Raw genomic sequence first — 25,906 nt, 5'->3', positions numbered from 1 at the left:
CTCAGCCCTTTCTGCCCGGCCGTGCCACCCGTACCGATAGCGCGGGACCGCGGCCGAGGCCCAGGTCCTTGATGCCGTCGGCCAGCGTGGCGTCCAAGTCGCCGCGTACGTCGTCCAGTTCGCGGAAGTGCGAGATCGCGCGGACGTCCACCTTGGAGCGCGTCATGCGGACCCGCACCGACTGCACCCCGGACACGTCCATGGCCCGGTCCCGCAGCACCATCGCCGCGGCCCCGCGGTCGAGACCGGCCCGTACGTCGTCGTCCTCGCGCCGCATGGCGAGCACGGCCCGCAGCCCCGGCGTCGCGGCGAGCACGATCAGCCACACCCCGGCGGCCGCCGCGACCCCCGCGCCGGCAAGCACCGACGTACTGTCCAGCGGCCGTTCGGCCAGCTCATGGGCGAGGTCACGCCGCCACGCCATCGCCGAGTGCCCGGCGCGCACGGCCGCGATGTCGTACAGCAGAAGCCCCGCACCGCCGAGGATCAGCAGTGCGAGGACGGTGGCGGGAGCGCGCCGGGTCGACCAGAAGCGGGTCGCCTTGGTGTCGTCGGCGAGCGTGGGAGGCGGATCGTAGGAGGCCGCGGACGCCGACTGGTCGAGATCGCTGCCGGCCCGCTCGATGACCGGCACCGGCTGTGTGCCACCACCGCCCCCGCCCTCCGGCCCCTGGGTCTCACTCATCGCGTCCTCCCCTGCGCCGCGGCGCGCACCTGTGCCGAGTGCAGCCGCTCGACCTGGACCGCGACCTCGGGCACTTCCATCCCCGCCAACGCCTTTACCCGCTGGGCGACTCGGCGACGCACCGCCTCGCACTGCGCGCCGATGTCCGAGGGGTAGTCCAGCTCCACGCTGATGCGCACGCGCGCGACATCATGGCGCACGGTGACCGTCGCGTGCGGCGGCGAGCCGTCGGCGGGGACCGCGCCCAGCGCCTCGCGCGCCGCCCGCGCGGCGATCTTCGCGACGACCCGGTCGGCGATCCGGGTGGCGCCGCGCCACGCCGGCGCGACCTGTGCCGCCACGGCTCACCGCCGCCGGTCGTCGCCACGGGTACGGAAGAAGTCGCCCGGGTCGAGGTCGCCCTCGAGGAACCGGCCGGCGACAAAACCTATGGCGCCGAGGGCCGCCACCAGAAGGAACGCCCCGAACCCGCCGAAGTACCCGGCGAAGCCGAGCGCCATTCCGGCCACCATGCCGATCACGGCCATGCTCATCGCGCGCTCCTCAACAAGCCGACTGGGTCACTGAAGGCGGCCTTGCGGCTCATCGTCTTCCTCGTCCGGCAGCTTCACATCGCTCACCGCGATGTTGACCTCGACGACCTCGAGCCCGGTCATGCGCTCGACCGCACCGATGACGTTCTCCCGTACGGCGTGGGCGACATCGGCGATCGAGACCCCGTACTCGACGACGATCTCCAGGTCGAGTGCCGTCTGCACCTCGCCGACCTCGGCCTTCACGCCGCGCGACACGGACTTGGAGCTGCCTGGTACCCGGTCGCGTACGGCTCCGAAGGTCCGGGCGAGGCCGCCGCCCATCGCGTGCACGCCGACGACGTCGCGGGCCGCGAGCCCGGCGATCTTCTCGACCACGCCGTCCGCGATGGTGGTGCGCCCCCTGGTCGCGGGATCTCCGCCGCCGCGCCTGGTCGCGCCGGTCTTCCCCACCGCCTCAACCGAGGGTTCCTTCTCCAGGCTCTCCTGGGGCCGCTTCCGCTGTCCGGTGTCGGTCATCGCCGTCCCTTTCAAAAGGGGATGTGCTCCTTCGCCCACACTAAGTGCGGTTGCGCCGTCGCGCGCCAGGGATGCGGCAGGCTGGAGCAATGACCGGTGACGGGTGGACTGAGGCGGTACGGCGGCAACTCGGCCTGGGGCGGGTGCTGCCGCTCGGCGGACCGGGCGACGGCGCCTGGGTTACGGAGTCGGCGGCGTGCGGAGTGCTGCGCCGTGCGGCACAGGGGGTCAGCGGTGTGCGGCTCGGCAGCCTGCGGCTGGCCCTGGCCGATCCTTCCGATGCGTACGTCGCTTCGGTGCCGGCGCCGCCGAGCGCGCTGCCGCCGGGGCCGCTGCGGATCACGGCGGAGTTCGCGGCCGCCGCGACCGAGCCGCTTCCCGCGGCTGCGGCGAGACTCCGCGAGGCGCTGTTCGCGGCGGCCGGCGACCGGCTCGGCCTTGCGGTCGATGAGGTGGACCTCAGCGTGACGGCCCTGCTCGACGAGGGCGAGGCCCCCGCGGCAGCCTCCCCCGGCCAGGAGCAGCCACCGGCAGAGGCCCAGCCGCCCTCCGGCAGCGGGGACGAGGCTCAAGTGGCCGCGGCCGCCCTGGGCGTGCCCGGCGTACGCAGGCTGACCGGCGCGCTCGGCGGACTCGGCCGCGCGGTGCACATCGAGGAGTCACCCGCGGCGGAAGCGGCCCTGCCGCGCCGCCACGCACGCGTGGAACTGGCGACGGCCCGCGAGCACCGCGCCCTGGACGTGGCACTCGCGGTCCGCACGGCGGTCGGCGAGGCACTCCCGGACCACCCTTCGGTGGCCGTACTGATCACAGCCGTCGAGGAGTGAGCGCCCCGAAGGGGCGCGGGGAACTGCGCGCCCAGCCACAACACACCCGCAGACGGAATCTGCCCAGCCCAGCGGAGCGTCAGTCGCCAAGCCCCGCCAGGTCCCGCAGCCGACGCCCCTGCGAGGCCCGCTCGGCGGTGCGCTGCTCCTCGTACGTACGACCGGAGACGCCCTGCAGCAGCGCCTTGGTCTCGATGACCGCGTCGCGCGGCGCGGCGAGCAGCGCGGCCGCCAAGTCGCGTACGGACGCGTCGAGCTGGTCCGCGGACACGACAAGGTTGGCGAGGCCCACACGCTCGGCCTCGGGCGCGTGGACGAACCGCCCGGTGGCGCAGATCTCCAGCGCGCGGGCGTAGCCGACAAGACCCACGAGGGGGTGCGTGCCGGTGAGGTCGGGCACCAGGCCCAGGCTGGTCTCGCGCATGGCGAACTGCACGTCGTCCGCGACGATCCGCAGATCACAGGCGAGCGCGAGCTGGAAGCCCGCACCGATAGCATGCCCCTGGACGGCGGCGATGGACACGATGTCGCTGCGCCGCCACCAGGTGAACGCCTCCTGGTACTCGGCGATGGTGGCGTCGAGGACGCCGTCGTCGCCACGCGCGAGGTCGATGAAGGACGGCTCACCGTCGAAGCCCTCGGGCGTGAACGCCTGGCGGTCGAGGCCCGCGGAGAAGGACTTGCCCTCACCTCGGAGCACCACGACGCGGACACTGCCCGGCAACATCCGGCCTGCCTCGGCCAACGCCCTCCACAGCGCGGGAGATTGGGCGTTGCGCTTGGCCGGGTTGGCCAGCGTCACCGTGGCGACGGCCTCGTCGACAGTCAGGCGTACGCCGTCCTTGTCGAGTACCGGTGCGGGTCCGCCGAGTTCACTGCCGGGCGAAACCATGGGGGCCTCCGATGGTGGTGTGCGGTCGGTGCGGGCACACGCGTGCGCCCGTAAGTGACTGCACAGTAACCACCCGGCCGATCAGGGGTCACCCCCAGGTCCCCTAAGGGCTCCGGGGGACGATCGGCCGAGTGGCCACCGTCGAAGCCGGTGAACTGCCCGCGGCCGTCAGCCGGCCGCGGCCTTCTTGCCTCGCGTCGCCCCGCCGCGTCCCCGCAGCGTGACTCCGGACTCGCTGAGCATCCGGTGCACAAAGCCGTACGAACGACCGGTCTCCTCGGCCAACGCCCGGATGCTCGCACCGCCGTCGTACTTCTTCTTCAGGTCTGCCGCGAGCTTGTCGCGCGCGGCGCCGGTTACCCGGCTGCCCTTCTTCAGAGTCTCGGCCACCCGTGCCTCCTCATGGGAAGTGCGCTCTGGACTTCTCATGATCACCCCTCCCGGGCTTCCTGGCCACCCATTCGGCAAGGTCCGTACGACAAGGTTTGCCGCTCCAGAACGGGCCACCACGAGCGGAATTAACGGTTCCGCGCATTGAATTCCGTACGACCGAATGGGTTGTCGAGAGAAGTGCCAGGTCAGCGCGGTGGCGGGCGAGAACCGCGGTCCACGCCCGCCGCACAGGGGAAATCCGTGTATCCCGCACCTCGGTACGAGGCGGCCTCACACAGATGAAGGATCACGGATCGGCCGAATGATCCATACGCAGTGGATCAGTCATTCGATCAACCAAAGTGGACCCCTCGCGCGAGGGCCCGTGGATGAAGAGGAGATCAAGAGGAGATCAGGCGAGTGCGACCAGATCCGCGTAGTCCTGGCCCCACAGGTCCTCGACGCCGTCGGGCAGCAGGATGATCCGTTCCGGCTGGAGGGCGTCCACCGCGCCCTCGTCGTGCGTGACGAGGACGACCGCGCCCTTGTATGTGCGCAGGGCGCCGAGGATCTCCTCGCGGCTCGCCGGGTCGAGGTTGTTGGTGGGCTCGTCGAGGAGCAGGACGTTGGCGGACGAGACGACCAGCGTCGCAAGGGCGAGGCGGGTCTTCTCACCGCCGGAGAGCACGCCCGCCGGCTTGTCGACGTCGTCCCCGGAGAAGAGGAACGAGCCGAGCGTCTTGCGGACCTCGACGAGGTCCAGGTCGGGCGCGGCCGAGCGCATGTTCTCCAGGACCGTGCGCTCCGGGTCGAGGGTCTCGTGCTCCTGCGCGTAGTAGCCGAGCTTGAGGCCGTGGCCCTCGATGACCTGTCCGGTGTCGGGCTTCTCGGCGCCGCCGAGCAGCCGGAGCAGGGTGGTCTTGCCCGCGCCGTTCAGACCCAGGATGACGACGCGGGATCCCTTGTCGATGGCGAGGTCGACGTCGGTGAAGATCTCCAGCGAGCCGTACGACTTCGAAAGGCCCTCCGCCATCAGCGGCGTCTTGCCGCACGGCGAGGGCTCCGGGAAGCGCAGCTTGGCGACCTTGTCGTTCTGGCGCACCGCCTCCAGGCCCGCGAGGAGCTTGTCCGCGCGCTTGGCCATGTTCTGCGCGGCGACGGTCTTGGTGGCCTTGGCGCGCATCTTGTCGGCCTGCGAGTGGAGCGTCGCGGCCTTCTTCTCGGCGTTCTGGCGCTCGCGCTTGCGGCGCTTCTCGTCGGACTCGCGCTGCTGCTGGTAGAGCTTCCAGCCCATGTTGTAGACGTCGATCTGGGCGCGGTTGGCGTCCAGATAGAAGACCTTGTTCACGACCGTCTCGACCAGGTCGACGTCGTGGGAGATCACGATGAAGCCGCCGCGGTACGTCTTCAGGTAGTCCCGCAGCCAGACGATGGAGTCGGCGTCGAGGTGGTTCGTGGGCTCGTCGAGGAGGAGCGTGTCGGCGTCCGAGAAGAGGATGCGGGCCAGCTCGATACGGCGGCGCTGACCACCGGAGAGCGTGTGCAGGGGCTGGCCGAGCACACGGTCGGGGAGGTTGAGCGCGGCGGCGATGGTGGCGGCCTCGGCCTCGGCGGCGTACCCGCCCTTGGTGAGGAACTCCGTCTCCTGGCGCTCGTACTGCCGCATCGCCTTGTCGCGCGTTGCACCCGAGCCGCTGGCGATGCGCTGCTCGTTCTCGCGCATCTTGCGGATGAGTACGTCGAGTCCGCGGGCGGAGAGGATGCGGTCGCGGGCCAGCACGTCGAGGTCGCCGGTGCGGGGGTCCTGCGGGAGGTAGCCGACCTCGCCGCCGCGGCTGATGGTGCCGCCGGCCGGGATGCCCTCACCGGCCAGGCACTTGGTGAGCGTGGTCTTGCCCGCGCCGTTGCGGCCCACCAGACCGATGCGGTCGCCCTTGGCGATGCGGAAGGTGGCGTTCTCGATGAGGATGCGGGCGCCGGCGCGCAGCTCGATGCCGGAAGCGGTGATCACGGACAGACTCCAGGGCAGGGGGAAGGACGGCGGAAGGGTTGATGGAGGGCGATCACGCCGTCTAATGCACGAGGAGAATGGCCATGACGGCAATTCTACCGGGGCCGCGCAAACACTTTTTCTGCCCGGTTCGGTACGCCGTCGGGGGCGGCCCCCGGCAGCTCGTTGCCCAGCGGGGTGCGGCGCGGCACGATCCGGCCGAGGTCGTCCATCGCGATCAGCTGCGAGGTCCACGGAGTTGCGGCGTCGCGGCAGGGCTGGGCGACCAGGAGGGCCGCGCCGTGGCGTACGGAGCGGGCGGGCTCGAAGGCGCAGCCGCCGCGGGCGGGCAGCACCCAGCGCAGGTCGCCGTCGGCGCTGCGGTAGGCGGCGATGCGGTGCGGGGTGACGACCGCGATCATGCGGCCGCGCGGATCGAGCGACTGCAGGACTCCGGCGGCGCCGCGGGCGGCGGGGGTGCGCAGCCAGGAGGCGCTGCCGGGGATGGCACGGTGCCAGCGGACGGCGCTGCCGTCGGCCCGTGCGGTGTCGGTGACGAGACCGTCGCTCCAGAGCGCGACGGCGTGACCGGGGGCGGGGAACAGCGCGAGCGGCCGGTGTCCCGCACGGCCGTAGGTCCAGCGAGCACGGCCGGTCGCCGGGTCGTACGCCTCGACGGTGTGCCCCTTCGTGCGGAGCTCGGGGTCGGCGCTGTCGGCGTCCACGCGCGCGTGGACGGTGATGTGGTCTCCGTAGGGGGCCGGGCGCGAGTGGTGGGCGGCGGTGATCAGCGGGAGGGCGAGAAGCGCGAGGCCCACAGGGAGCGCAAGCCGGGAACCACGGCGGGCCGCCGCGGCCCGCGGTCTGGTCGCCTCGACCGGCGCACGGGCCACCGCCGCCCGCGATCCGGCCGCCTCCATCGGCGCACGGGCCACCGACCCCGTTCCGGCCGCCTCGACCAGCGCACGGGCCACCACCGCCCCCGATCCGGCCGCCTCGACCAGCGCGCAGGCCGCCACCGCCCGCGATCCGGCCGCCTCGACCGGCGCACGGGCCTCCGCCCCCGATCCCGTCACCTCAATCGACGCACAGGCCGCCGCCCCCGATCCAGCCGCCTCAATCGACACACAGGCCGCCGCCCCCAATCCAGCCGCCTCGACCGGCGAGCAGGCCGCCACCGTCCTCGGTCCAGCTGCCTTGATCGGTGCGGCGGCCATGACGCCCCCCTTTGGTACCCACCTCACGACGCGCCCCCTTGGTACCCATGCCCGGTCGTGCCCACGGAACAGGCGCAGAGCGTAGCGGCGGTGGCAGCGTGCGACCCGGGCGTCCGGCGCGCCGCTCGGCGGGCGTCCCCCGTTCGGACCTCCGTCCGGCGCCGGGTGGAGAGGGGCGTATCAGGATGAAGGCGCGCGGGGCGGCGGACGTCGGCCCGGATGCGAGGCTGAGGGTGGTGCGCCCATGCAGTTCGACGACGACGCCGATCTGGACACGTCCGAGGTGCGGGACGTGCGGGGCAGCCGGATCCCCGGGGGAAAGGCGACTGTCGGCGGCGGCATCGCGGGGCTCATCGCGCTGGTGCTCGGGCTGCTCTTCGGGGTCGGCCCGGACCAGCTCGGCCTCTCCTCGGGCAGTGACGAGCCCGCCGCCTCCTCCTCCTCGTCCCTCGCGCAGGTGCAGCAGAGCTGCCGTACGGGACAGGACGCGAACACCAAGGAGGACTGCCGCATCGTGGCGGTGGTCAACAGCCTGCAGGACTACTGGCGTCCGGAGTTCCAGCTCAGGGGCGGGACCTACTCCCCCGCGCAGACCGTCCTGTTCACCGGACGGGTCGGCACCGCGTGCGGCGCCGCGTCATCGGCGGTCGGCCCCTTCTACTGCCCCGGTGACCGGAAGGTCTATCTGGATCTGGGGTTCTTCGAGGAGCTGCGGACCAAGTTCGGATCGAGCGGTGGCCCCTTCGCGCAGGCGTACGTCGTGGCACACGAGTACGGGCATCACGTGCAGAACCTCATGGGGACGCTGCGGCGCTCCCAGGACGGGCGCACGGGACGGAACAGCAACGCGGTGAAGGTCGAGCTGCAGGCCGACTGCTACGCGGGCGTGTGGGCGCGCCGCGCGACCCGCACCCCCGACGACCGGACGGGCAGGCCGCTGATCACCAGCCTCACCGAAGCGGACATCCACGAGGGCCTGGACGCGGCGGCCGCGGTCGGCGACGACCGCATCCAGGAGCGGTTCCAGGGCCGGGTCACCCCCGAGACCTGGACGCACGGCTCGGCCGAGCAGCGGCAGCAGTGGTTCTACGAGGGCTACCGCACCGGCGACATGGGGCAGTGCAACACCTTCCGGTGAGCGGGATGAGCTGCTACACCCCTCCTGTGTGCACCTGGAAAGCAGCCCGGCGGACGGCCTTGGCCAGCGCCGGGTCGGGGTGCGCGGCGGCCAGCGCGACCAGGACCTGGACGGTGCGGGGGTGGCCGATCCGGCGCACCTCGTCCAGGAGCGCGGGCACCGTGGGCTGGACCGCGGACTCCAGGTGGCGGATGAGCAGATGGGTCTCCCCGTGATCGGCGACGGCCGCCGCGGTGTCGACCCACAGCCACGTCGACTCGTCACGGGTCAGGACCAGGTGGACGTCCTCGGGGTCGGCGCCCTCCTGCTCGGCCAGCCAGATCAGGGCGTACGGCCGCAGCGATGCCTCGTCCACGACGGCCCGCACCTCGGCCTCGGCCGGGGCGCCGACCACCCGCAGGGCCTCGAAGGCGAGGCCGCGCAGCAGGGCGTCCTCGCCGCGCGCGGCCTCAAGGAGCTCGGTGACGGCGCTGCCGACGGGGCGGGCGGCGAGCCAGGCGCGGTACTCGGAACGGGCCGCTTTGGGGCGGAGCCGTGCGCAGCCGCGCAGCATGTCGGCGGCCGCCTGCTCGATGTGCCCTGCCGGGCTCTGCGCCGCGACGCAGATCTGCTCCAGCTTGACCCAGACCGCCCAGCTGCCGAGCGGCGTGAGCGTGGCCTGCCCGTCGGCGTACGTCAGCGCGCCGACGGCGGCGAGGCCGCGCAGGGCCCAGTCGAGGAGGGTGGGCAGCGAGGGGGTGTCATCGGGGTCCAACGGCTCGGGCTGCGGGCCGTAGGGGATCTCGCAGCGTTCCGTGCGCAGTTCCGTGACGCGCTGGTCCAGGAGGTCCAGGAGCTGCGGCACGGGGACGGGTCCCGCCGAGAGCTGAAGAAGGGTGAGGAGCTGCGGCATGGCCTCGACGGTCTCGGCGACGACGGCGGGCGGCAGTTCGCGCGATGCCGCGTGCGCGAGCGACCAGGCGTCGAACAGGGCGACCCAGCCGCGCAGCACGGCGGCGTCGTCGCGGTCCCAGGCGCGCAGCCGCCAGCCGGGGCGCGCGCTGTCGCCGTGCACCTCGATGAGTCCCGCGAGGCGTGCGGTGTCCCAGTCGGACCTGACCTGATCCTCGGTCAGCGCGAGCTCTGCCGCGGCCCGTTCGGCGGTGGCGGTGGAGAGGGTCCCTTTGCCGTCGCGCTCGCCACCACCGCTTCCCGGGCGCAGCGACGTGTCGGCCCAGCGGGCCACCCGTACGGCGTCGGCGAGACCGGCGCGGGCCATGCGGGCCAGCTCGGCGGGTGCCGGGGTGCCCTCGGGCGGCCGGGGCGCGGGACGGCGCGAACGGGCCTCGGTCACTGCGCCGGGGGCGGCCAGGGGGCGCGCTGCGCCGCGATCCGCCGCCGCTCGCCTCTCGGCCATCGGGGACTGAGCACGGACGAGTCGGAGCCTTGAGTCGCGCGGGATACGGGACGTCACGGGAGCAGTCTTCCTGTTGACGGTCCGAAAACCCAAACGGAATGCCTTCGTGAGGCTCCGGAGCGCTACGTCCGGGGTGTGCGGGGCGCTACATCAGAGGCGTGAGGAAGCGCCGCAGCGCCTCTTCGTACCCGGCGGGGTCCGCGTTCCACATGGCGTTGTGGGGCGCATCCGGAACCGTGTGGAGAGTGACGAGTTCCGGGCGCCGGGCGGCCAGTTGGCGGGACAGGTCCCAGGGGGCGATGACGTCGTCGGGGCCGTGGAAAAGCAGGGTCGGCACCTTGAGCACGTCGGGGTCCGCGGCCTCCAGGATGCGGTCGCCGCGCAGACCGGTCCGCCCCTGGGCGGCGCGCACCGCGAGCGGCAACAGGAAGCCCGGCGTGCGCCGGGCCGCGGCGAGCGCACGCAGGGTGACCTCCCAGTCGAGCACCGGGGAGTCGAGCACGAGGCCGCTGATGCGGTCGCGCAGGGCCGAGTACGCGGCGGCGTGCAGGGCCATGGCGGCGCCGGTGGACCAGCCGTGCACGATCACGTTCTCGGCGCCGTAGCGCACGGCGTAGCGGATGGCCGCGTCCAGGTCGCGCCACTCGGTCTCGCCGAGGTGGCCGAGGCCGTCCGGGGAGCGGGGTGCGCCGAGGTCGCCGCGGTAGGCGAGGTCGAGGACCGGGAACTGCAGGCGGTGCAGGAAGTCCATGACGACCATGGGGTGCTCGCGGGTGGTGCCCAGGCCGTGCACGGTGATCACCCAGGTGTCGCGGGCGCCGGGCACGAACCAGGCGGGCAGGCCGCCGAGTTCGCCGGGGATGTCGACGTCCGCGTGGTCGATGTCGAGCGCGGCGTGCGGGTCGCCGATGTACACCTGCGGGGTGAGCCGGACCCGTGCGCCGGCGTCCAGGGTGCCGTGGGTGACGGCTTCCAGACGGCGTACGACGGTGTCGGCCTCGTGCGGTGCGGAGTCGACGACCGGGCCGATCACCGCGTGGCTGCCGTCGCCGCCGAGACCGTATGTACCGGGACGGAGGCTCGCGAGGGCGCGGGTCAGGGTGATCTGGCCCGCCGCCGTGGCGTGGACCGTGAGCCGGGGTTCGGTCGGCAGGGGGCGGCCTGCCGGGGCCTTGAGGGCGGCGTTGCTGGCGAAGCGGCCTGCCGCGATGGCGGCTGCGCCGGCCAGGAGGGCGGTCGCTGCGGCGGTGACGGCCGTTGCCGTCGCTTTGGCTGGGCGCACTTCTTCAGTGTCTGTGGGGCGGGCTGGTACGGCCAGTGGGCGGGGGCTGCGGGGTGACTCCGCGGGGCTTGGCGGCTGGGGCTCTCCCCTGTACCTCCGGGGCTCCGCCCCGGACCCCGGTGTTCGTCTGCGGGCCGTGGGCCGTTTGTGCCCACCCGTTCCGCCGTGCGGAACGCCTGCCCACAAACGGGGCGGCCTGGGTGGGCAGCCGCCGGGCAATCGGGTGGGTGGGCGGGAAAAATCCGCCGCGGAGCGGCGGTGTAGTGCCGCGGCAGGCTACCCCTGCCCATACCCCCGCAGCCGCTCCTCCGCTTCCCGTAGCTGGGGGCCCGAGAGCAGCGTCGGCTCCCGCCCGGGGATCGCGCTTGCCGTCAGCCAGAGGCGGCACATCCACTCCAGTTGTGCCGTGCGGTCGTACGCCTGGTCCAGAGTGTCTCCGTATGTGATGGTTCCGTGGTTCTGGAGCAGGCAAGCTGTGCGCTCGCGCAGGGCGTGCAGCATGTTCTCGGCCAACTCGTCCGAGCCGTACGGCGCATACCGGGCGACGCGGGCGGGGCCGCCCATCGAGGCCGCCATGTAGTGGATCGGCGGCAGCTCCGGCAGCAGCGTGGAGACGGCGGTGGCGTGCACCGCGTGGGTGTGGACCACGGCTCCGGCGCAGGTGTTGCGGTAGATCGCGAGGTGCATCGGCAGTTCGCTGGTCGGGGCGAGGTCGCCGAAGAGCCGCTCGCCGTCGAGGTCGACGCCGACCGCGTCCCGCGGCGTGAGGCGGCCGTAGGGGACTCCGCTCGGGGTGACCAGGATCGTGCCGCCGACGCGTACGGAGACATTGCCCGACGTGCCGACCACCAGGCCGTCCGAGACGGTCCTGCGAGCCGCCGCGACGAGATCGCCCCAGGCCCGTTCCACCGCGTCCTGCCGCTGCTCAGTCATGCCGTGATCCTGCCAGCCGGGGTCGCGTCGGCGCAGTGCGGAGTCGGGGAGTCCGAAACGGCATGAATGGGCATACATCCCCCTCTGGCAATGATTGGCTGGCGATCGACCGGCATGCGGTGATCTTCCAGTAACCTCTGGGGGATTTGTCGTGCACGTCGCCATCCGGGGGGAAATATGGCTCGTGATCACAAACCGTCCCGTCGCCGTGCCCGCGTCATCGCGGCCTCAGTGGCAGCACTGGCCTTGGGCGGGACCGCCCTCGCCGAGATTCCGGTTTCGGCGGCGGGCAAGCCGAAGGGCCACGACGTCTCATCGCACCAGAAGAACGTCAACTGGCAGAAGGCCAAGAGCAAGGGCGCACGCTTCGTGTACGTGAAGGCCACCGAGTCCCACACGTACCGCAACCCCTACTTCAAGCAGCAGTACAACGACTCCCGCAACGCGGGCATCGTCCGCGGGGCGTACCACTTCGCCGTACCGAGCAAGTCGTCCGGCAAGAAGCAGGCCGCGTACTTCATGCATCACGGCGGGCGCTGGCGGGCGGACGGCTGGACGCTGCCGCCCGCGCTCGACATCGAGCACAACCCCTACAGCAAACGCAAGTGCTACGGCCTCAGCAAGACCGGCATGGTGAACTGGATCAAGTCGTTCAGCAACGAGGTGCAGCGCCAGACGGGGCGCCGTCCCGTGATCTACACGACCACCAAGTGGTGGAACAATTGCACGGGCGGCAGCCGCGCCTTCGGGGTGAATCACGCACTGTGGCTGGCGCGCTGGTCGTCGACGTCGGGGACGCTGCCCAAGGGCTGGTCGTACTTGACCTTCTGGCAGTACGACAACAGCGGCAAGCTGCCGGGTGATCAGAATCTCTTCAACGGCTCGATGAGCCAGCTGAAGAGGTTCGCCCGCGGGTAGCCCGAGGGGAGCCAGCACCCTTGGAAGCCCGGATTCCGGGCCTCGTGCCGCCACTCCTGACGATCTCCGTCACGGTTCCGACGGAAGCGGAGTGGCGGCACTTCGGTTCGAGTCACCGCACGGCCCGGCCCAGTTCACTTTCCGTTCACTCAGGTTGCCTACGTTCCACATGCCACTGACGTCCAACAGAAGCCTGGGTAAATGGAACACATCACGCTTCTCCTCGGGATCGTGATCGTTACCGCTCTCGTGTTCGATTTCACGAACGGTTTCCACGACACAGCCAACGCGATGGCGACCACCATCTCGACCGGCGCTCTCAAGCCCAAGACGGCGGTGGCCATGTCCGCCGTGCTGAACCTCGTCGGAGCTTTCCTCTCCGTCGAAGTCGCCAAGACGATCTCCGGCGGCATCGTCAACGAGGACGGACTGAAGACAGAGGTCATATTCGCGGCCCTGGTGGGCGCGATCCTCTGGAATCTGCTGACCTGGCTGGTGGGCCTGCCCTCCAGTTCCTCCCACGCACTCTTCGGCGGCCTCATCGGCGCCGCTGTCATGTCGATGGGCTGGTCGTCGATCGACGGCGGCACCGTCGTCACCAAGATCCTGATCCCGGCCATCGCCGCGCCGCTCGTGGCGGGTCTCGCCGCGATGGCGGCCACGCGCCTGACGTACCGGATCGGCCGCAACACCGACACCAAGGCCACCGCCAAGGGCTACCGCGCGGGCCAGATCGCCTCCGCCGGCCTCGTCTCGCTGGCGCACGGCACGAACGACGCGCAGAAGACCATGGGCATCATCACGCTCGCCCTGGTCACCGGCGGCGTCCTCAACCCCGGCGCGAACCCCCCGATGTGGGTCATCGTCTCGGCCGGTGTGGCCATCGCGCTCGGCACCTACCTGGGCGGCTGGCGCATCATCCGCACCATGGGCAAGGGCCTCACCGACCTGCAGCCGCAGCAGGGCTTCGCCGCCCAAACCAGCGCCGCGACGGTCATCCTCGCCTCGTCGAACATCGGCTTCTCGCTCTCCACCACGCAGTCCTGCTCCGGCGCCGTGATGGGCGCGGGCCTCGGCCGCAAGGGCGGTGTGGTCCGCTGGTCCACGGCGACCCGCATGTTCGTCGCCTGGGGTCTGACCCTCCCGGCCGCCGGTCTGGTCGGCGCGGGGGCCGAGTTCCTCACCAAGCAGGGCCCCTGGGGCATCGGGGCGACCGCCGCGCTCCTGGTCGGCGGCGCGACCGTCATCTGGGTGCTCTCCCGGCGCAACGCCGTCGACCACACGAACGTCGCGGACGACGAGATCGGCGGCTCCGGCGCGGAGCCCGCGGGCGTCGTCACCACCGCGATCGCCGCCGTCACGCCGCCGCCCACCGGTGCCGCCGCGACGGCCACCGACGACGACCACGTCAAGGCCACCATCCCGGCCCCGACCGGCCCTGTGGCGGATCCCGCCCGCGCCACGGTGTAAGGACAGATCAGCATGGACATCGACTGGGCAGCTCTCGGCTCCGTCTTCGGAGTCAGCCTCGCGGTGACAGTGGCCCTGGTGGGCCTGTTCACCCTCGGCATCGTCGGCCTCTCCAAGCACGAGGCGGCCACCTCCGGCGCCTCTTCCGCCACGGGCGGCAACGCGGTGGCGGCGCGCGCCGGCGCGTACCTGTGCTTCGCGCTGTGCACGGCCGCGGTGGCGTACGGGATCTATCTGATCGTCGCCTGACGACCGGAGTTCGAGGTGGGGTGCGGGACGCTTCGGCGCCTTGCACCCCACCTTCGTATGTGGGCCTTGGCACACTCTCCCGTCGCAGGTCAACGGCGAGTTGACGGGCGTTCGCGGGCGTGGTGGACTGCCGGAGCCATTACGGCGGCAGAAGAGGAAGCCGGTGCGAATCCGGCGCGGTCCCGCCACTGTCACCGGGGAGACGACGTCCCCCGTGAGCCAGGAACTCTCGCCCGCCGATCACGTCGAACCAGGGCGCGGACACCCTGAGTGAGGACATATCGCCATGCGCGGCCGCCCGTTGCCGGTTCCTGTGCCCCCGCCCTTCCGGGCCGGGCCCGTCGCTCCCCTTCACGTAGCGGTCGGCTGAACCCATGTGTGCCGATCGCGACTTCGCGTACGGCGCCGCCGCCGGGCTCCTCGGTGACCTGCTCCTCGGCGATCCCCGCCGCGGGCATCCGGTCGCCGCGTTCGGGCGTGCGGCGGGTGCCGTCGAGCGTGTCCTGTGGCGGGATCACCGCGGGTGGGGTGCGCTGCATGCCGTGGTGTGCGCCGGCGGGGCTGCGGGTGCCGCCGCCCTTGCCTCTTCTCTTGTACGTCGTCGCTCGCGTGCCGGATCGGTCGCGCTGACCGCCGCCGCGACCTGGGCCGTGGTCGGCGGGACCTCGCTCGGGCGTGAGGCGCGGGCCGTCGGCGGTGCGCTCGCCGCCGGGGACATCGAGGTGGCGCGGGAGCGGCTGCCGCATCTGTGCGGGCGGGATCCGCAGGCGCTGGATGCCGACGGCATCGCGCGGGCCGTGGTCGAGTCCGTCGCCGAGAACACGTCCGACGCCGTCGTGGGGGCGCTGGTCTGGGGGGCGTTGGGCGGGGTGCCGGGGCTCGTGGGGTTCCGGGCCGTGAACACGTTGGACGCGATGGTGGGGCACAAGTCCGCGAGGTACCTCCGGTACGGGTGGGCGTCTGCTCGGCTCGATGATGTTCTGGGGTGGCCGGGGGCTCGGCTTACCGCCCTGCTGGCGGCTGCTGCGGGGGATTCGCCGTCCGGGGCGCTGCGGGCCTGGCGTGAGGATGCCGCTGCGCATCCGAGCCCTAACGCGGGGCCTGTAGAGGCGGCCTTTGCGGGGGCGTTGGGGGTGCGGCTCGGGGGGACGCTCTCGTACGGGGGGCGGGTTGAGCATCGGCCCGTTCTGAACCGGGGTGGGCGGGACGTTGCCGTGGCTGACATCGAGCGGGCTGTGCGGCTGTCTCGGCGGGTCGGCTTGCTGGCGCTGGGGGTTGCCATTGCCGCCCGTCGGAAGCGGAGCCCGGCAGTTGGGGCTGTGCCCACCCGTTCCGCCCTGCGGAACGCCTGCCCACAGCCAGGACAGCACGGGCAGCACAAGCTGGGAGGACGCTCATGAGTGGCGGGCTGCTCGTCGCCGGGACCACATCAGATGCCGGGAAGAGCGTCGTCACCGCCGGGATCTGCCGGTGGCTGACCCGCAAAGGCGTGTCCGTCGCGCCGTTCAAGGCGCAGAACATGTCGCTCAACTCCTTCGTCACGCGCGAGGGCGCCGAGATCGGGCGGGCGCAGGCCATGCAGGCGCAGGCCGCCCGCGTCGAGCCGACCGCGCTGATGAATCCCGTACTGCTCAAGCCGGGCAGCGACCGCAGCAGTCAGGTCGTGCTCATGGGCAAGCCCGTGGGCGAGATGAGTGCGCGGGGCTATCACGGTGGGCGGCAGGAAGCGCTGCTCTCCACCGTCGTGGGATGTCTTGAGGAACTTCGGGGCAGCTATGACGCCGTGATCTGCGAAGGCGCGGGCAGTCCCGCCGAGATCAATCTGCGGCGTACGGACATAGTGAACATGGGGATCGCGCGGGCCGCCCGCTTCCCCGTCGTCGTGGTCGGCGACATCGACCGTGGTGGCGTCTTCGCCTCCTTCTTCGGCACGACCGCGCTGCTCAGCGCCGAGGACCAGGAACTGGTCGCCGGGTATCTCGTCAACAAGTTCCGGGGCGATGTCTCGCTGCTCGAACCCGGGCTCGACATGCTGCAAGGACTCACCGGGCGGCGCACGTTCGGTGTGCTGCCGTTCCAGCACGGTCTGGGCATCGACGAGGAGGACGGGCTCCGGGTGTCCCTGCGGGGTGCCGTGCGGGAGTCCGTCGTCGCTCCCCCGGTCGGTGCGGACGTGCTGCGGGTCGCCGTCTGTGCCGTACCGCTGATGTCGAACTTCACGGACGTGGACGCGCTCGCCGCCGAACCCGGTGTCGTCGTGCGGTTCGTGGACCGGGCCGAGGAGCTCGTCGACGCCGATCTCGTGGTCGTGCCGGGGACGCGCGGGACCGTGCGTGCCCTGGAGTGGCTGCGCGAGCGCGGGCTCGCGGACGCCATCGCGCGGCGTGCCGCCGAGGGGCGTCCTGTGCTCGGGATCTGCGGCGGCTTCCAGGTGCTCGGCGAGCACATCGAGGACGAGGTCGAGTCGCGCGCGGGGGCCGTGGACGGGCTCGGGCTGCTGCCCGTGCGCGTGCGGTTCGAGCGGGAGAAGACCCTCGCGCGGCCCGTCGGCACGGCCCTCGGCGAGCCCGTCGAGGGGTACGAGATCCATCACGGCGTGGCCGAAGTGCTTGGCGGGGAGTCCTTCCTGGACGGCTGCCGGGTCGGCGAGGTGTGGGGCACGCACTGGCACGGGTCGCTTGAGAGCGACGCGTTCCGGCGGCGCTTCCTCACCGAGGTCGCGCGCGCCGCCGGGCGCCGCTTCGTGCCCGCGCCCGACACCAGCTTCAACACGCTGCGCGAGGAGCAGCTCGACCTGCTCGGCGACCTGATCGAAGAACACGCGGACACGGACGCGCTGCTCAGCCTGATCGAGACCGGCACACCGTCCGGTCTCCCCTTCATCGCACCGGGGGCACCCTCATGACCGTCCTGCTTCTGTCCACCGCCGACACGGACCTGCTGGCCGCCCGTGCCTCGGGGGCCGGATACCGCATCGGCAACCCGACCCGGGTCGACGTGCGGGACGAGCTGCCCGCCCTGATCGAGGGCGCGGACATCGCCGTCGTACGCCTCCTCGGCGGCAAGCGCGCCTGGGAGGACGGGCTCGCGGCGCTGAAGGCCGCCGGGATCCCGACGGTGCTGCTCGGCGGCGAGGCCGTGCCGGACGCGGAGCTGATGGCCGAGTCGACCGTGCACGCCGGGTCCGTGGCGGAGGCGCTGCGGTATCTCGTCGAGGGCGGCACGGGCAATCTGCGCGAGCTGGTGCGGTTCCTCAAGGAGGACGTCCTCGCGGCGGGACGCGGGCGGGCGACGGGCGACACGCAGGAGCGGCAGAGTACCGAGCCGCAGAAGATGCCCGAGTACGGGGTGCATGGCACGCGGGAGCACGTCGAGGGGCGGCCCACCGTCGGTGTGCTGTTCTACCGGGCGCACCAGCTCTCCGGGAACACCGGCTTCGTGGACACGCTGTGCGACGCGATCGAGGCGCGGGGCGCCAACGCCCTTGCCGTGTACTGCGGTTCGCTGCGCGGCGCGGACGCGGGCCTGTACGAGATCCTCGGGCAGGCCGACTCGCTGGTCGCCACCGTCCTCGCCGCGGGCGGCACGCACGCCTCCGGCGCGAGCGCGGGCGGCGACGAGGAGGCCTGGGACATCGGCGCGCTCGCCGACCTCAACATCCCTGTGCTGCAAGGGCTTTGCCTGACGTCGTCGCGTGCCACGTGGGACGCGTCGGACGCCGCGCTCTCCCCCATGGACGCCGCGATGCAGGTCGCGATCCCCGAGTTCGACGGGCGGGTCATCACCGTCCCGTTCTCCTTCAAGGAGCAGGGCCCCGACGACGTACCCGTGTACGTCGCCGACCCCGAGCGCGCCGCCCGCGTCGCCGGAATCGCCCTGCGCCACGCCCAGTTGAAGCACAAGCCGAACGCCGAGAAGAAGCTCGCGCTGGTCTTCACGGCCTATCCCACCAAGCACTCGCGCGTCGGCAACGCGGTCGGCCTCGACACCCCCGCATCGGCGGTGCGTGTGCTCGACTCCCTGCGCGATGCCGGATACGTCGTCGAGGGCCACCCGGACAACGGCGACGAGCTGATCCACCGGCTCATCAACGCCGGTGGCCACGACGTCGAGTGGCTCACCGAGGAGCAGCTGGCCGCCGCGCCCGCGCGCGTCCCGCTCGCCGACTATCAGGCGTGGTTCGACAAGCTGGCCCCCGAGCTGCGCGACGGCATGCTGGAGGCGTGGGGCGAGCCGCCCGGCAACCTGTACGTGGACGGCGACGACATCGTGCTCGCCTCCCTGCAGTTCGGGAACGTCGTCGTGATGATCCAGCCGCCGCGCGGCTTCGGCGAGAACCCGATCGCGATCTACCACGACCCGGACATGCCGCCCTCGCACCACTACATGGCGGCCTACCGCTGGCTGGAGCTGTCCTTCGGCGCCGACGCGGTCGTGCACATGGGCAAGCACGGCACGATGGAGTGGCTGCCGGGCAAGGGCCTGGGCCTGAGCGGGAGTTGTGCCCCGGACGCGGTGCTCGGCGAGCTGCCGCTGATCTACCCGTTCATCGTGAACGACCCGGGCGAGGGCACCCAGGCCAAGCGCCGCGGGCACGCCACGGTGGTGGACCACCTGGTGCCGCCGATGGCGCGGGCCGACACGTACGGCGACCTGGCGAAGCTGGAGCAGCTCCTCGACGAGTACGCGCTCGTCAGCGACCTGGACCCGACGAAGGCCCCCGCCGTACGCGCGCAGATCTGGACGCTGGTGAAGGCCGCCGAGCTCCACCACGACCTGCATGTCGACGAGCAGCCCGACGACGGCGAGTTCGACGAGTTCGTCATGCACATCGACGGCTATCTGTGCGAGATCAAGGACGTACAGATCCGCGACGGTCTGCACATCCTCGGCGGCGGGCCCGAGGGCGAGGCGCGCGTCAATCTCGTGCTCGCCGTGCTGCGGGCCTCCCAGGTGTGGGGCGGTCAGGCGAACGCCCTTCCCGGTCTGCGGGCCTGTCTCGCCGAGCACTTCGGGCTCAGCGAGAAGGAGCTGCTCGCCGAGCCGGGTGCGGCCGTGAAGGTGGCGGACGGTCTGACGTCGCTGGTCGACGGGCCCGCCCGGACCGGCGCCGACGCCCTTGACCTTCTGGAGCAGCTCTGCCGACGTCTCGCCGAGGGCATGGAGGAGCGCGGCTGGAAGCTGGAAGCCGTACGCAGCCTCGTGCGGGACGTGCTCGGGGTCGAACTCCCGCCCGCCGTCGCCGTGTTGGGCTTCGCCTGCGAGGAGGTCGTGCCCCGGCTCGCGCGGACGACCGACGAGATCGGGCACATCCTGCGGGCGCTCGACGGCGGGTACGTTCCCGCCGGTCCTTCCGGGTCGCCCACGCGCGGTCTCGTGAACGTCCTTCCGACCGGCCGCAACTTCTACTCCGTCGACCCCAAGGCCATCCCTTCGCGCCTGTCCTGGGAGGTCGGCCAGTCCCTCGCGGACTCGCTGATCGCGCGGTACCTGGCGGACACGGGTGAGTACCCGAAGTCCGTGGGTCTGACCGTGTGGGGCACGTCGGCGATGCGTACGCAGGGCGACGACATCGCGGAGATCCTGGCGCTGCTCGGCTGCCGCCCCGTGTGGGACGACGCGTCGCGCCGTGTGACCGGCTTCGAGATCGTGCCGGTGGCGGAGCTCGGGCGGCCGCGCATCGATGTGACGGTGCGCATCTCCGGGTTCTTCCGGGACGCGTTCCCGCATGTCGTCGGCCTGATCGACGACGCGGTACGGGCCGTGGCGGAACTGGACGAGGCCCCGGAGGCCAACTACGTACGGGCGCACGCGGACGAGGACACCGCCGAGCACGGCGACCGGCGGCGGGCCACGTCCCGGATCTTCGGGTCCAAGCCCGGAGCCTATGGTGCGGGTCTGCTTCCGCTGATCGACGCGCGCAACTGGCGCAGCGACGCCGACCTCGCCGAGGTGTACGCGGTGTGGGGCGGCTATGCGTACGGGCGTGGGCTCGACGGCAAGGCCGCGCGCGGGGACATGGAGACGGCGTTCCGGCGGATCGCGGTCGCGGCGAAGAACGTCGACACCCGCGAGCACGACCTGGTCGACGCCGACGACTACTTCCAGTACCACGGCGGCATGGTCGCCATGGTGCGGCACCTGACCGGCGAATCGCCCGAGGCGTACGTCGGGGACTCCGCCACCCCCGACCAGGTCAAGACGCGCACCCTGGGCGAGGAGACCCACCGGGTCTTCCGGGCCCGCGTCGTCAACCCCCGGTGGATGGCGGCGATGCGCCGGCACGGCTACAAGGGCGCCTTCGAGATGGCCGCCACCGTGGACTATCTCTTCGGGTACGACGCGACCGCGGGCGTGGTCGACGACTGGATGTACGAGAAGCTCTCCGCCGAGTACGTCTTCGATCCCGAGAACCGCGAGTTCATGCAGAAGTCCAACCCCTGGGCCCTGCGCGGGATTTCCGAGCGGCTGCTCGAAGCGGCCGATCGGGGACTGTGGGCGGAGCCGGATGCTCAGACGCTGGAGCGGCTGCGGGCCACGTACCTCGAACTTGAGGGTGAGCTGGAGGGGGACGGATGAGTGCGGATGAGTGCGGATGAGTTCTGATGCCCCACGTCCCGCCCCGAATCACCTCATGGAGGCCTTGTGAGCACCCCCTATCCGTTCACCGCGCTCGTCGGACAGGACGACCTGCGGCTCGCCCTGCTGCTCAACGCCGTCTCGCCCGCCGTCGGCGGTGTGCTCGTACGCGGCGAGAAGGGCACCGCCAAGTCCACCGCGGTGCGCGCCCTTTCGGCGCTGCTTCCGCAGGTGCCGGTGGTCGCCGGGTGCCGGTTCTCCTGTGATCCGGCCGCGGCCGATCCCGCCTGCCCCGACGGTCCGCACGACATCGGCGGGGACTGCGTGCGAGACGCCCGGATGGTCGAACTGCCCGTCGGCGCCTCGGAGGACCGGCTCGTCGGAGCGCTGGACATCGAGCGGGCGCTCGCCGAGGGGGTCAAGGCCTTCGAGCCCGGACTGCTCGCCGACGCGCACCGCGGCATCCTCTACGTCGACGAAGTCAACCTGCTGCACGACCACTTGGTCGATCTGCTGCTCGACGCCGCCGCCATGGGCGCCTCCTATGTGGAGCGCGAGGGGGTGTCCGTGCGGCACGCCGCGCGCTTCCTGCTCGTCGGGACCATGAACCCCGAAGAGGGCGAACTGCGGCCGCAGTTGCTCGACCGTTTCGGGCTCACCGTCGAGGTGGCCGCGTCGCGGGAGACCGACCAGCGCGTGGAGGTCGTGCGCAGGCGGCTCGCGTACGACGACGACGCGGAGGGCTTCGCCGCGCGGTGGCGTGACGAGGAGAGCGCGGTGCGCGGCCGGATCGTCGCCGCCCGCGCGCTCCTCCCCCATGTCCGGCTCGGCGACGGTGCGTTGCGGCAGATCGCCGCCACCTGCGCGGCCTTCGAGGTCGACGGGATGCGGGCCGACATCGTGATGGCCCGTACCGCGACCGCGCTCGCCGCCTGGGCCGGGCGCGAGGACGTGCTCGCCGAGGACGTACGGCAGGCCGCGCTGCTCGCGCTGCCCCACCGGCGCCGGCGCAACCCCTTCGACGCGCCCGGGCTCGACGAGGACAAGCTCGACGACACCCTGGAGCAGTCGTCCGACGGCGACGGTGGCGACCGTGGCGACGACGACCCGGATCCCGACGGGCCCGGCGGGGGCGGTAAGCCTCCGGAGAGCGGGCCCGACGCGCCCAGCTCGCCGGGGTCGCAGAACGAGGCGGGGCAGGAGGACGAGTCGTCCACCGCGCAGGCTCCCGCGGGCGGTGGCGGCGAGCAGCAGGCCGTGCGGGCCGCCGAGCCGTTCCGTACGAAGATGCTGAGCGTGCCGGGCCTTGGCGAAGGTGCCGCCGGGCGGCGCTCGCGGGCGCGGACCGAGCACGGCAGGACCACCGGAGCCCGGCGGCCCCAAGGTGCCCTCACCAAGCTGCACTTGGCGGCCACCGTGCAGGCGGCGGCCCCGCATCAGCGGGCGCGCGGCCGGTCGGGCCGGGGTCTCGTGGTGCGGCGGGACGATCTGCGGCAGGCCACCCGGGAGGGGCGCGAGGGCAACCTCGTCCTGTTCGTCGTGGACGCCTCCGGGTCCATGGCAGCCCGGCAGCGGATGAGCGCGGTCAAGGGCGCCGTCCTCTCGCTGCTGCTCGACGCCTACCAGCGGCGCGACAAGGTCGGGCTCGTGACCTTCCGGGGCACGAGTGCCGACGTGGCGCTGCCCCCGACCTCGTCCGTCGACGCCGCCGCCGCGCGCCTGGAGTCGCTGCCCACGGGTGGGCGTACGCCCGTCGCGGCCGGGCTGCTCAAGGCGCACGAGGTGCTGCGCGTGGAGCGACTGCGGGATCCGGCACGGCGGCCGCTGGTCGTCGTCGTGACGGACGGGCGCGCCACGGGCGGGCCCGAGCCGGTGGCCCAGGCGGGGCGCGCGGCGCGGCTGTTCGGGGCGGCGGGCGTCGCTTCCGTGGTCGTCGACTGCGAGTCGGGGCCCGTGCGGCTCGGGCTCGCCGGGCAGCTTGCCGGTGAGCTCGGCGGTACCGCCGTGACGCTCGACGAGCTGCGGGCGGAGTCCATCGCCGGGCTCGTCAAGGACGTACAGGGATCGGGATCTCGTATGACTCGCATGAGGAGCGTCGCGTAATGCCGCAGGGACAGCCGAGCATCGTGCCGGACGACGGACTCACCACACGTCAGCGGCGCAACCGCCCGCTCGTCGTCGTACACACCGGCATCGGCAAGGGGAAGTCCACCGCCGCCTTCGGGCTCGCGCTGCGGGCCTGGAATCAGGGCTGGCCGATCGGGGTCTTCCAGTTCGTGAAGTCCGCGAAGTGGAAGGTGGGGGAAGAGAACGCCCTGAAGGTGCTCGGTGCATCCGGCGAGGGCGGGGCCGTCGACTGGCACAAGATGGGCGAGGGCTGGTCGTGGATCCAGCGCGCGCCCGCCGACGGCGAGTTGAGCAACGAGGAGAAGGCCCGCGAGGGCTGGGAGCAGGTCAAGCGTGACCTCGCGGCCGAGACGTACCGCCTGTACGTCCTGGACGAGTTCGCCTATCCCATGCACTGGGGGTGGGTCGACACGGACGAGGTCGTCGAGACGCTGCGGAATCGGCCCGGGAATCAGCACGTCGTGATCACGGGGCGTAACGCGCCTGCTGAGCTGGTCGAATTCGCTGATCTCGTCACCGACATGTCCAAGGTCAAGCATCCGATGGACGCCGGGCAGAAGGGCCAGAGGGGCATCGAGTGGTAGCTCGGCTCGTCGTCGCCGCGCCGTCCTCCGGGAGCGGGAAGACGACTGTCGCCACGGGGTTGATGGCCGCCTTCTCGGCGGCCGGGCTTGCCGTGTCCCCGCACAAGGTGGGGCCGGACTACATCGATCCCGGGTATCACGCGCTGGCCACGGGGCGGCCGGGCCGCAACCTGGACGCATATCTGTGCGGTCCTGAGATGGTCGCGCCGCTGTTCGCGCACGGGGCGCGTGGATGCGATCTTGCCGTGGTCGAGGGCGTCATGGGGCTCTACGACGGGGCCTCCGGGCAGGGTGAGCTTGCTTCCACCGCGCAGGTGGCGAAGTTGCTGCGGGCGCCTGTGGTGCTGGTCGTGGATGCGTCTTCGCAGTCGCGGTCTGTGGCTGCTCTTGTGCATGGGTTCGCTTCCTGGGACCCGGAGGTGCGGATCGGGGGCGTCATCTTGAACAAGGTGGGGTCCGCGCGGCACGAGGAGCTACTGCGGGAGGCGTTGGACGAGTCCGGAGTGCCGGTGCTCGGGGCGCTTGCCCGGGTGGGGGAAGTTCGGGCTCCTTCACGGCACTTGGGGCTTGTGCCGGTCGCCGAGCGGCGGGCCGAGGCTGTGGAGTCTGTCGCGGCGTTGGCCTCGCGGGTGCGGGAAGGGTGTGACCTGGAGGGGATTCTGGGTCTTGCCCGGAGTGCGCCTGCGTTGTCCGGTGACACGTGGGATCCGGGTGCGGGTCCTGCCGAAAGCCGCAGGCCCGTCGTCGCCATCGCCGGTGGTGCCGCCTTCTCGTTCTCCTACGCCGAGCACGCCGAGCTGCTCGCCGCCGCCGGAGCCGACGTCGTCACGTTTGATCCCCTGCACGACGAGCAACTGCCGCCCGGCACCGCCGGGCTCGTCATCGGCGGTGGGTTTCCCGAGGTGTACGCTCCCGAGCTCTCCGGCAATGAGCCGTTGCGGAAAGCCGTTGCCGAGCTTGCTCTCGGTGGGGCGCCCGTTGCCGCCGAGTGTGCCGGGCTGCTCTATCTGACGCGGGAGTTGGACGGGAAGCCCATGTGCGGCGTGCTCGACGCCCGCGCGCGGATGTCGGAGCGGCTGACGCTCGGGTACCGGGAGGCCGTCGCCGTGTCCGACAGCGCACTCGCGGCCGTCGGGACCCGGATGCGCGGGCACGAGTTTCACCGCACCGTCGTCGAACCGGGCGCCGGGGCGGCTCCCGCCTGGGGTCTGCACGCCCCTGAACGGCGCGTCGAAGGCTTCGTACAACACGGTGTGCACGCGAGTTATCTGCACACGCATTGGGCCGCCGAACCCGGTATCGCCCGTCGGTTCGTAGAGAGGTGCAGGGGATGAGCAACACGCTGGTCGGAGTCGGTGTCGGGCCCGGTGACCCGGAGCTGGTGACCGTCAAGGGTGTCAACGCGCTGCGCGCCGCCGCTGTCGTCGTCGTACCCGTGATGGACACTGGCGAGCGCGGCCGCGCCGAGGCGACCGTGCTGCACTACGTCCCCGAGGACAAGGTCGTACGTGTCGTGTTCGCGCTCAACGAGCGCACCGACCGGCAGCGCCGCGAGGCCGCCTGGGACGCCGCGGGCGAGCGGGTCGCCGAGCTGCTGCGGGAGCACGGCTCGGTGGCATTCGCGACGATCGGCGACCCCAATGTGTACTCGACGTTCACCTATCTCGCGCAGACCATCGCGGAGCTCGTGCCGGGGGCCGGCATCGAGACCGTGCCCGGCATCACCGCCATGCAGGACCTCGCCGCCCGCAGCGGCGCCGTGCTCACCGAGGGCACCGAGCCGCTGACGCTGGTGCCGGTGACCGCGGGCGCCGCCGTACTCAAGGACGCGCTCGCCGGGCCCGGCACGGTCGTCGCGTACAAGTTCGGGCGCCTTGCCCCTGAGGTGGCGGCCGCGCTGCGGGAGACCGGGCGCATCGAAGACGCCGTGTGGGGGTCGGCGCTCGGCCTTCCCGAGGAGTCCATCCGCTCGGCCGCCGAGCTGGACGAGACGCCGCTGCCCTATCTCTCGACGCTGATCGCCCCCGCGCGGCGCGAGGGCGGCCGGGGCGGGAAACTGTGACCTCGGTCCGCACCGCGGCGTCAGTCCGCGATGCCCAGGGTCATCACAAAAGCGCCGAGCGCCACGAACACAGCCATGCGCCCTTGCTAGCCGATTGACCCCCTTGACTGTTTCTGTTTCGTACGAGAGGAAC

General features: G+C 71.9%; 23 protein-coding genes and 1 riboswitch. Of the genes, 12 read left to right on the top strand and 11 right to left on the bottom strand.

Translation table 11 applies throughout. The features are described 5' to 3' along the window. Position 1: 1 nt before the first annotated feature. The 4 genes from AB0O76_RS37900 to AB0O76_RS37885 are packed head-to-tail and all read right to left on the bottom strand — an operon-like array spanning position 2 to position 1,737. A complete protein-coding gene (locus AB0O76_RS37900; RefSeq protein ID WP_365501225.1) occupies positions 2-685 on the bottom strand; it encodes a DUF6286 domain-containing protein in 684 nt (227 codons plus the stop codon). Further along, positions 682-1,026, bottom strand: a complete 345-nt coding sequence (locus AB0O76_RS37895; protein ID WP_365501223.1) for a hypothetical protein — start codon at positions 1,024-1,026, stop codon at positions 682-684. The genes AB0O76_RS37900 and AB0O76_RS37895 overlap by 4 nt, the downstream gene beginning before the upstream one ends. Positions 1,027-1,029: 3 nt before the next feature. After that, complete coding sequence (locus tag AB0O76_RS37890) at positions 1,030-1,218, bottom strand: hypothetical protein (protein ID WP_135335341.1); 189 nt, start codon at positions 1,216-1,218, stop codon at positions 1,030-1,032. Between the two features lie 27 nt (positions 1,219-1,245). After that, positions 1,246-1,737, bottom strand: coding sequence for an Asp23/Gls24 family envelope stress response protein (locus AB0O76_RS37885; protein WP_365501221.1), 492 nt, complete (start codon positions 1,735-1,737; stop codon positions 1,246-1,248). Positions 1,738-1,826: 89 nt separating this feature from the next. Here AB0O76_RS37885 and AB0O76_RS37880 point away from each other — a divergent pair, with 89 nt between their 5' ends. Continuing rightward, positions 1,827-2,564, top strand: coding sequence for a nucleopolyhedrovirus P10 family protein (locus AB0O76_RS37880; protein WP_365501219.1), 738 nt, complete (start codon positions 1,827-1,829; stop codon positions 2,562-2,564). Positions 2,565-2,643: 79 nt separating this feature from the next. Here the strand turns inward: AB0O76_RS37880 and AB0O76_RS37875 are convergent, their stop codons facing one another. The 4 genes from AB0O76_RS37875 to AB0O76_RS37860 form a co-directional block, all read right to left on the bottom strand. Beyond that, a complete protein-coding gene (locus AB0O76_RS37875) occupies positions 2,644-3,456 on the bottom strand; it encodes an enoyl-CoA hydratase/isomerase family protein (RefSeq protein WP_365501217.1) in 813 nt (270 codons plus the stop codon). Between the two features lie 168 nt (positions 3,457-3,624). Next, the gene (locus AB0O76_RS37870) at positions 3,625-3,846 is read right to left on the bottom strand and encodes a helix-turn-helix domain-containing protein (protein ID WP_055550175.1); all 222 of its coding nucleotides are present in this window, start codon (positions 3,844-3,846) and stop codon (positions 3,625-3,627) included. A 394-nt stretch (positions 3,847-4,240) separates the two neighbouring features. Continuing rightward, positions 4,241-5,839, bottom strand: coding sequence for a ribosomal protection-like ABC-F family protein (gene abc-f / locus AB0O76_RS37865; RefSeq protein WP_365501215.1), 1,599 nt, complete (start codon positions 5,837-5,839; stop codon positions 4,241-4,243). A 95-nt stretch (positions 5,840-5,934) separates the two neighbouring features. Beyond that, the gene (locus tag AB0O76_RS37860; RefSeq protein WP_365501213.1) at positions 5,935-7,035 is read right to left on the bottom strand and encodes a hypothetical protein; all 1,101 of its coding nucleotides are present in this window, start codon (positions 7,033-7,035) and stop codon (positions 5,935-5,937) included. A gap of 244 nt (positions 7,036-7,279) precedes the next feature. Here AB0O76_RS37860 and AB0O76_RS37855 point away from each other — a divergent pair, with 244 nt between their 5' ends. Beyond that, complete coding sequence (locus AB0O76_RS37855) at positions 7,280-8,173, top strand: neutral zinc metallopeptidase (RefSeq protein ID WP_365501211.1); 894 nt, start codon at positions 7,280-7,282, stop codon at positions 8,171-8,173. A gap of 13 nt (positions 8,174-8,186) precedes the next feature. On the opposite strand, the gene AB0O76_RS37850 is transcribed toward AB0O76_RS37855, so the two are convergent. The 3 genes from AB0O76_RS37850 to AB0O76_RS37840 all read right to left on the bottom strand — a co-directional run bounded on the left by AB0O76_RS37850 (position 8,187) and on the right by AB0O76_RS37840 (position 11,784). Then, entirely contained in the window at positions 8,187-9,626 is a 1,440-nt protein-coding gene (locus AB0O76_RS37850; protein WP_365501209.1) for a hypothetical protein, read from the bottom strand. Between the two features lie 88 nt (positions 9,627-9,714). After that, positions 9,715-10,851: a hypothetical protein gene (locus AB0O76_RS37845; RefSeq protein ID WP_365501207.1), complete on the bottom strand. Its 1,137-nt coding sequence runs from the start codon at positions 10,849-10,851 to the stop codon at positions 9,715-9,717. Between the two features lie 276 nt (positions 10,852-11,127). Then, a complete protein-coding gene (locus AB0O76_RS37840) occupies positions 11,128-11,784 on the bottom strand; it encodes a class II aldolase/adducin family protein (protein ID WP_365501205.1) in 657 nt (218 codons plus the stop codon). A gap of 177 nt (positions 11,785-11,961) precedes the next feature. On the opposite strand from AB0O76_RS37840, the gene AB0O76_RS37835 reads away from it, so the two are divergent. The 10 genes from AB0O76_RS37835 (at position 11,962) to cobI (ending at position 25,773) form a co-directional block, all read left to right on the top strand. Continuing rightward, the gene (locus AB0O76_RS37835) at positions 11,962-12,702 is read left to right on the top strand and encodes a lysozyme (RefSeq protein ID WP_365501203.1); all 741 of its coding nucleotides are present in this window, start codon (positions 11,962-11,964) and stop codon (positions 12,700-12,702) included. Between the two features lie 201 nt (positions 12,703-12,903). Beyond that, positions 12,904-14,172: an inorganic phosphate transporter gene (locus tag AB0O76_RS37830; RefSeq protein WP_365501201.1), complete on the top strand. Its 1,269-nt coding sequence runs from the start codon at positions 12,904-12,906 to the stop codon at positions 14,170-14,172. Positions 14,173-14,184: 12 nt separating this feature from the next. Beyond that, positions 14,185-14,421: a hypothetical protein gene (locus AB0O76_RS37825; protein WP_365501200.1), complete on the top strand. Its 237-nt coding sequence runs from the start codon at positions 14,185-14,187 to the stop codon at positions 14,419-14,421. Between the two features lie 98 nt (positions 14,422-14,519). Then, a riboswitch (cobalamin riboswitch) is annotated at positions 14,520-14,673 on the top strand. 122 nt (positions 14,674-14,795) lie between these two features. Further along, on the top strand, positions 14,796-15,821 hold the full coding sequence (locus AB0O76_RS37820) for a cobalamin biosynthesis protein (protein ID WP_365501199.1): 1,026 nt from the start codon (positions 14,796-14,798) through the stop codon (positions 15,819-15,821). After that, the gene (locus AB0O76_RS37815) at positions 15,818-17,326 is read left to right on the top strand and encodes a cobyric acid synthase (protein ID WP_365501197.1); all 1,509 of its coding nucleotides are present in this window, start codon (positions 15,818-15,820) and stop codon (positions 17,324-17,326) included. Before AB0O76_RS37820 ends, AB0O76_RS37815 begins: the two co-directional genes overlap by 4 nt. After that, on the top strand, positions 17,323-21,000 hold the full coding sequence (gene cobN, locus AB0O76_RS37810; RefSeq protein ID WP_365501195.1) for a cobaltochelatase subunit CobN: 3,678 nt from the start codon (positions 17,323-17,325) through the stop codon (positions 20,998-21,000). Before AB0O76_RS37815 ends, cobN begins: the two co-directional genes overlap by 4 nt. Positions 21,001-21,066: 66 nt before the next feature. Next, positions 21,067-23,103, top strand: coding sequence for a putative cobaltochelatase (locus tag AB0O76_RS37805; protein WP_365501193.1), 2,037 nt, complete (start codon positions 21,067-21,069; stop codon positions 23,101-23,103). Then, a complete protein-coding gene (gene cobO / locus AB0O76_RS37800; RefSeq protein WP_365501191.1) occupies positions 23,103-23,711 on the top strand; it encodes a cob(I)yrinic acid a,c-diamide adenosyltransferase in 609 nt (202 codons plus the stop codon). The genes AB0O76_RS37805 and cobO overlap by 1 nt, the downstream gene beginning before the upstream one ends. Beyond that, positions 23,705-25,045: a cobyrinate a,c-diamide synthase gene (locus tag AB0O76_RS37795; RefSeq protein ID WP_365501189.1), complete on the top strand. Its 1,341-nt coding sequence runs from the start codon at positions 23,705-23,707 to the stop codon at positions 25,043-25,045. The genes cobO and AB0O76_RS37795 overlap by 7 nt, the downstream gene beginning before the upstream one ends. Then, a complete protein-coding gene (cobI, locus tag AB0O76_RS37790; RefSeq protein WP_365501187.1) occupies positions 25,042-25,773 on the top strand; it encodes a precorrin-2 C(20)-methyltransferase in 732 nt (243 codons plus the stop codon). Before AB0O76_RS37795 ends, cobI begins: the two co-directional genes overlap by 4 nt. The last annotated feature ends 133 nt before the right edge of the window (positions 25,774-25,906 follow it).

This window comes from Streptomyces sp. NPDC086554 (genome assembly GCF_040686095.1).
GTDB lineage: Bacteria > Actinomycetota > Actinomycetes > Streptomycetales > Streptomycetaceae > Streptomyces.
Note: the sequence above shows the minus strand (reverse complement) of the source record. Positions and strands in the feature narration are given on the sequence as shown.

Excerpts from the sequence above, each read along its gene's own strand:
- cobN (WP_365501195.1), top strand. The coding sequence starts at position 17,323 with ATGACCGTCCTGCTTCTGTCCACCGCCGACACGGACCTGCTGGCCGCC.
- cobI (WP_365501187.1), top strand. The coding sequence starts at position 25,042 with ATGAGCAACACGCTGGTCGGAGTCGGTGTCGGGCCCGGTGACCCGGAG.
- AB0O76_RS37880 (WP_365501219.1), top strand. The coding sequence starts at position 1,827 with ATGACCGGTGACGGGTGGACTGAGGCGGTACGGCGGCAACTCGGCCTG.
- AB0O76_RS37815 (WP_365501197.1), top strand. The coding sequence starts at position 15,818 with ATGAGTGGCGGGCTGCTCGTCGCCGGGACCACATCAGATGCCGGGAAG.
- AB0O76_RS37875 (WP_365501217.1), bottom strand. The coding sequence starts at position 3,456 with ATGGTTTCGCCCGGCAGTGAACTCGGCGGACCCGCACCGGTACTCGAC.
- AB0O76_RS37830 (WP_365501201.1), top strand. The coding sequence starts at position 12,904 with ATGGAACACATCACGCTTCTCCTCGGGATCGTGATCGTTACCGCTCTC.
- AB0O76_RS37885 (WP_365501221.1), bottom strand. The coding sequence starts at position 1,737 with ATGACCGACACCGGACAGCGGAAGCGGCCCCAGGAGAGCCTGGAGAAG.
- AB0O76_RS37855 (WP_365501211.1), top strand. The coding sequence starts at position 7,280 with ATGCAGTTCGACGACGACGCCGATCTGGACACGTCCGAGGTGCGGGAC.
- AB0O76_RS37860 (WP_365501213.1), bottom strand. The coding sequence starts at position 7,035 with ATGGCCGCCGCACCGATCAAGGCAGCTGGACCGAGGACGGTGGCGGCC.
- AB0O76_RS37900 (WP_365501225.1), bottom strand. The coding sequence starts at position 685 with ATGAGTGAGACCCAGGGGCCGGAGGGCGGGGGCGGTGGTGGCACACAG.
- AB0O76_RS37840 (WP_365501205.1), bottom strand. The coding sequence starts at position 11,784 with ATGACTGAGCAGCGGCAGGACGCGGTGGAACGGGCCTGGGGCGATCTC.
- AB0O76_RS37825 (WP_365501200.1), top strand. The coding sequence starts at position 14,185 with ATGGACATCGACTGGGCAGCTCTCGGCTCCGTCTTCGGAGTCAGCCTC.
- AB0O76_RS37890 (WP_135335341.1), bottom strand. The coding sequence starts at position 1,218 with ATGAGCATGGCCGTGATCGGCATGGTGGCCGGAATGGCGCTCGGCTTC.
- AB0O76_RS37835 (WP_365501203.1), top strand. The coding sequence starts at position 11,962 with ATGGCTCGTGATCACAAACCGTCCCGTCGCCGTGCCCGCGTCATCGCG.
- cobO (WP_365501191.1), top strand. The coding sequence starts at position 23,103 with ATGCCGCAGGGACAGCCGAGCATCGTGCCGGACGACGGACTCACCACA.
- AB0O76_RS37820 (WP_365501199.1), top strand. The coding sequence starts at position 14,796 with ATGTGTGCCGATCGCGACTTCGCGTACGGCGCCGCCGCCGGGCTCCTC.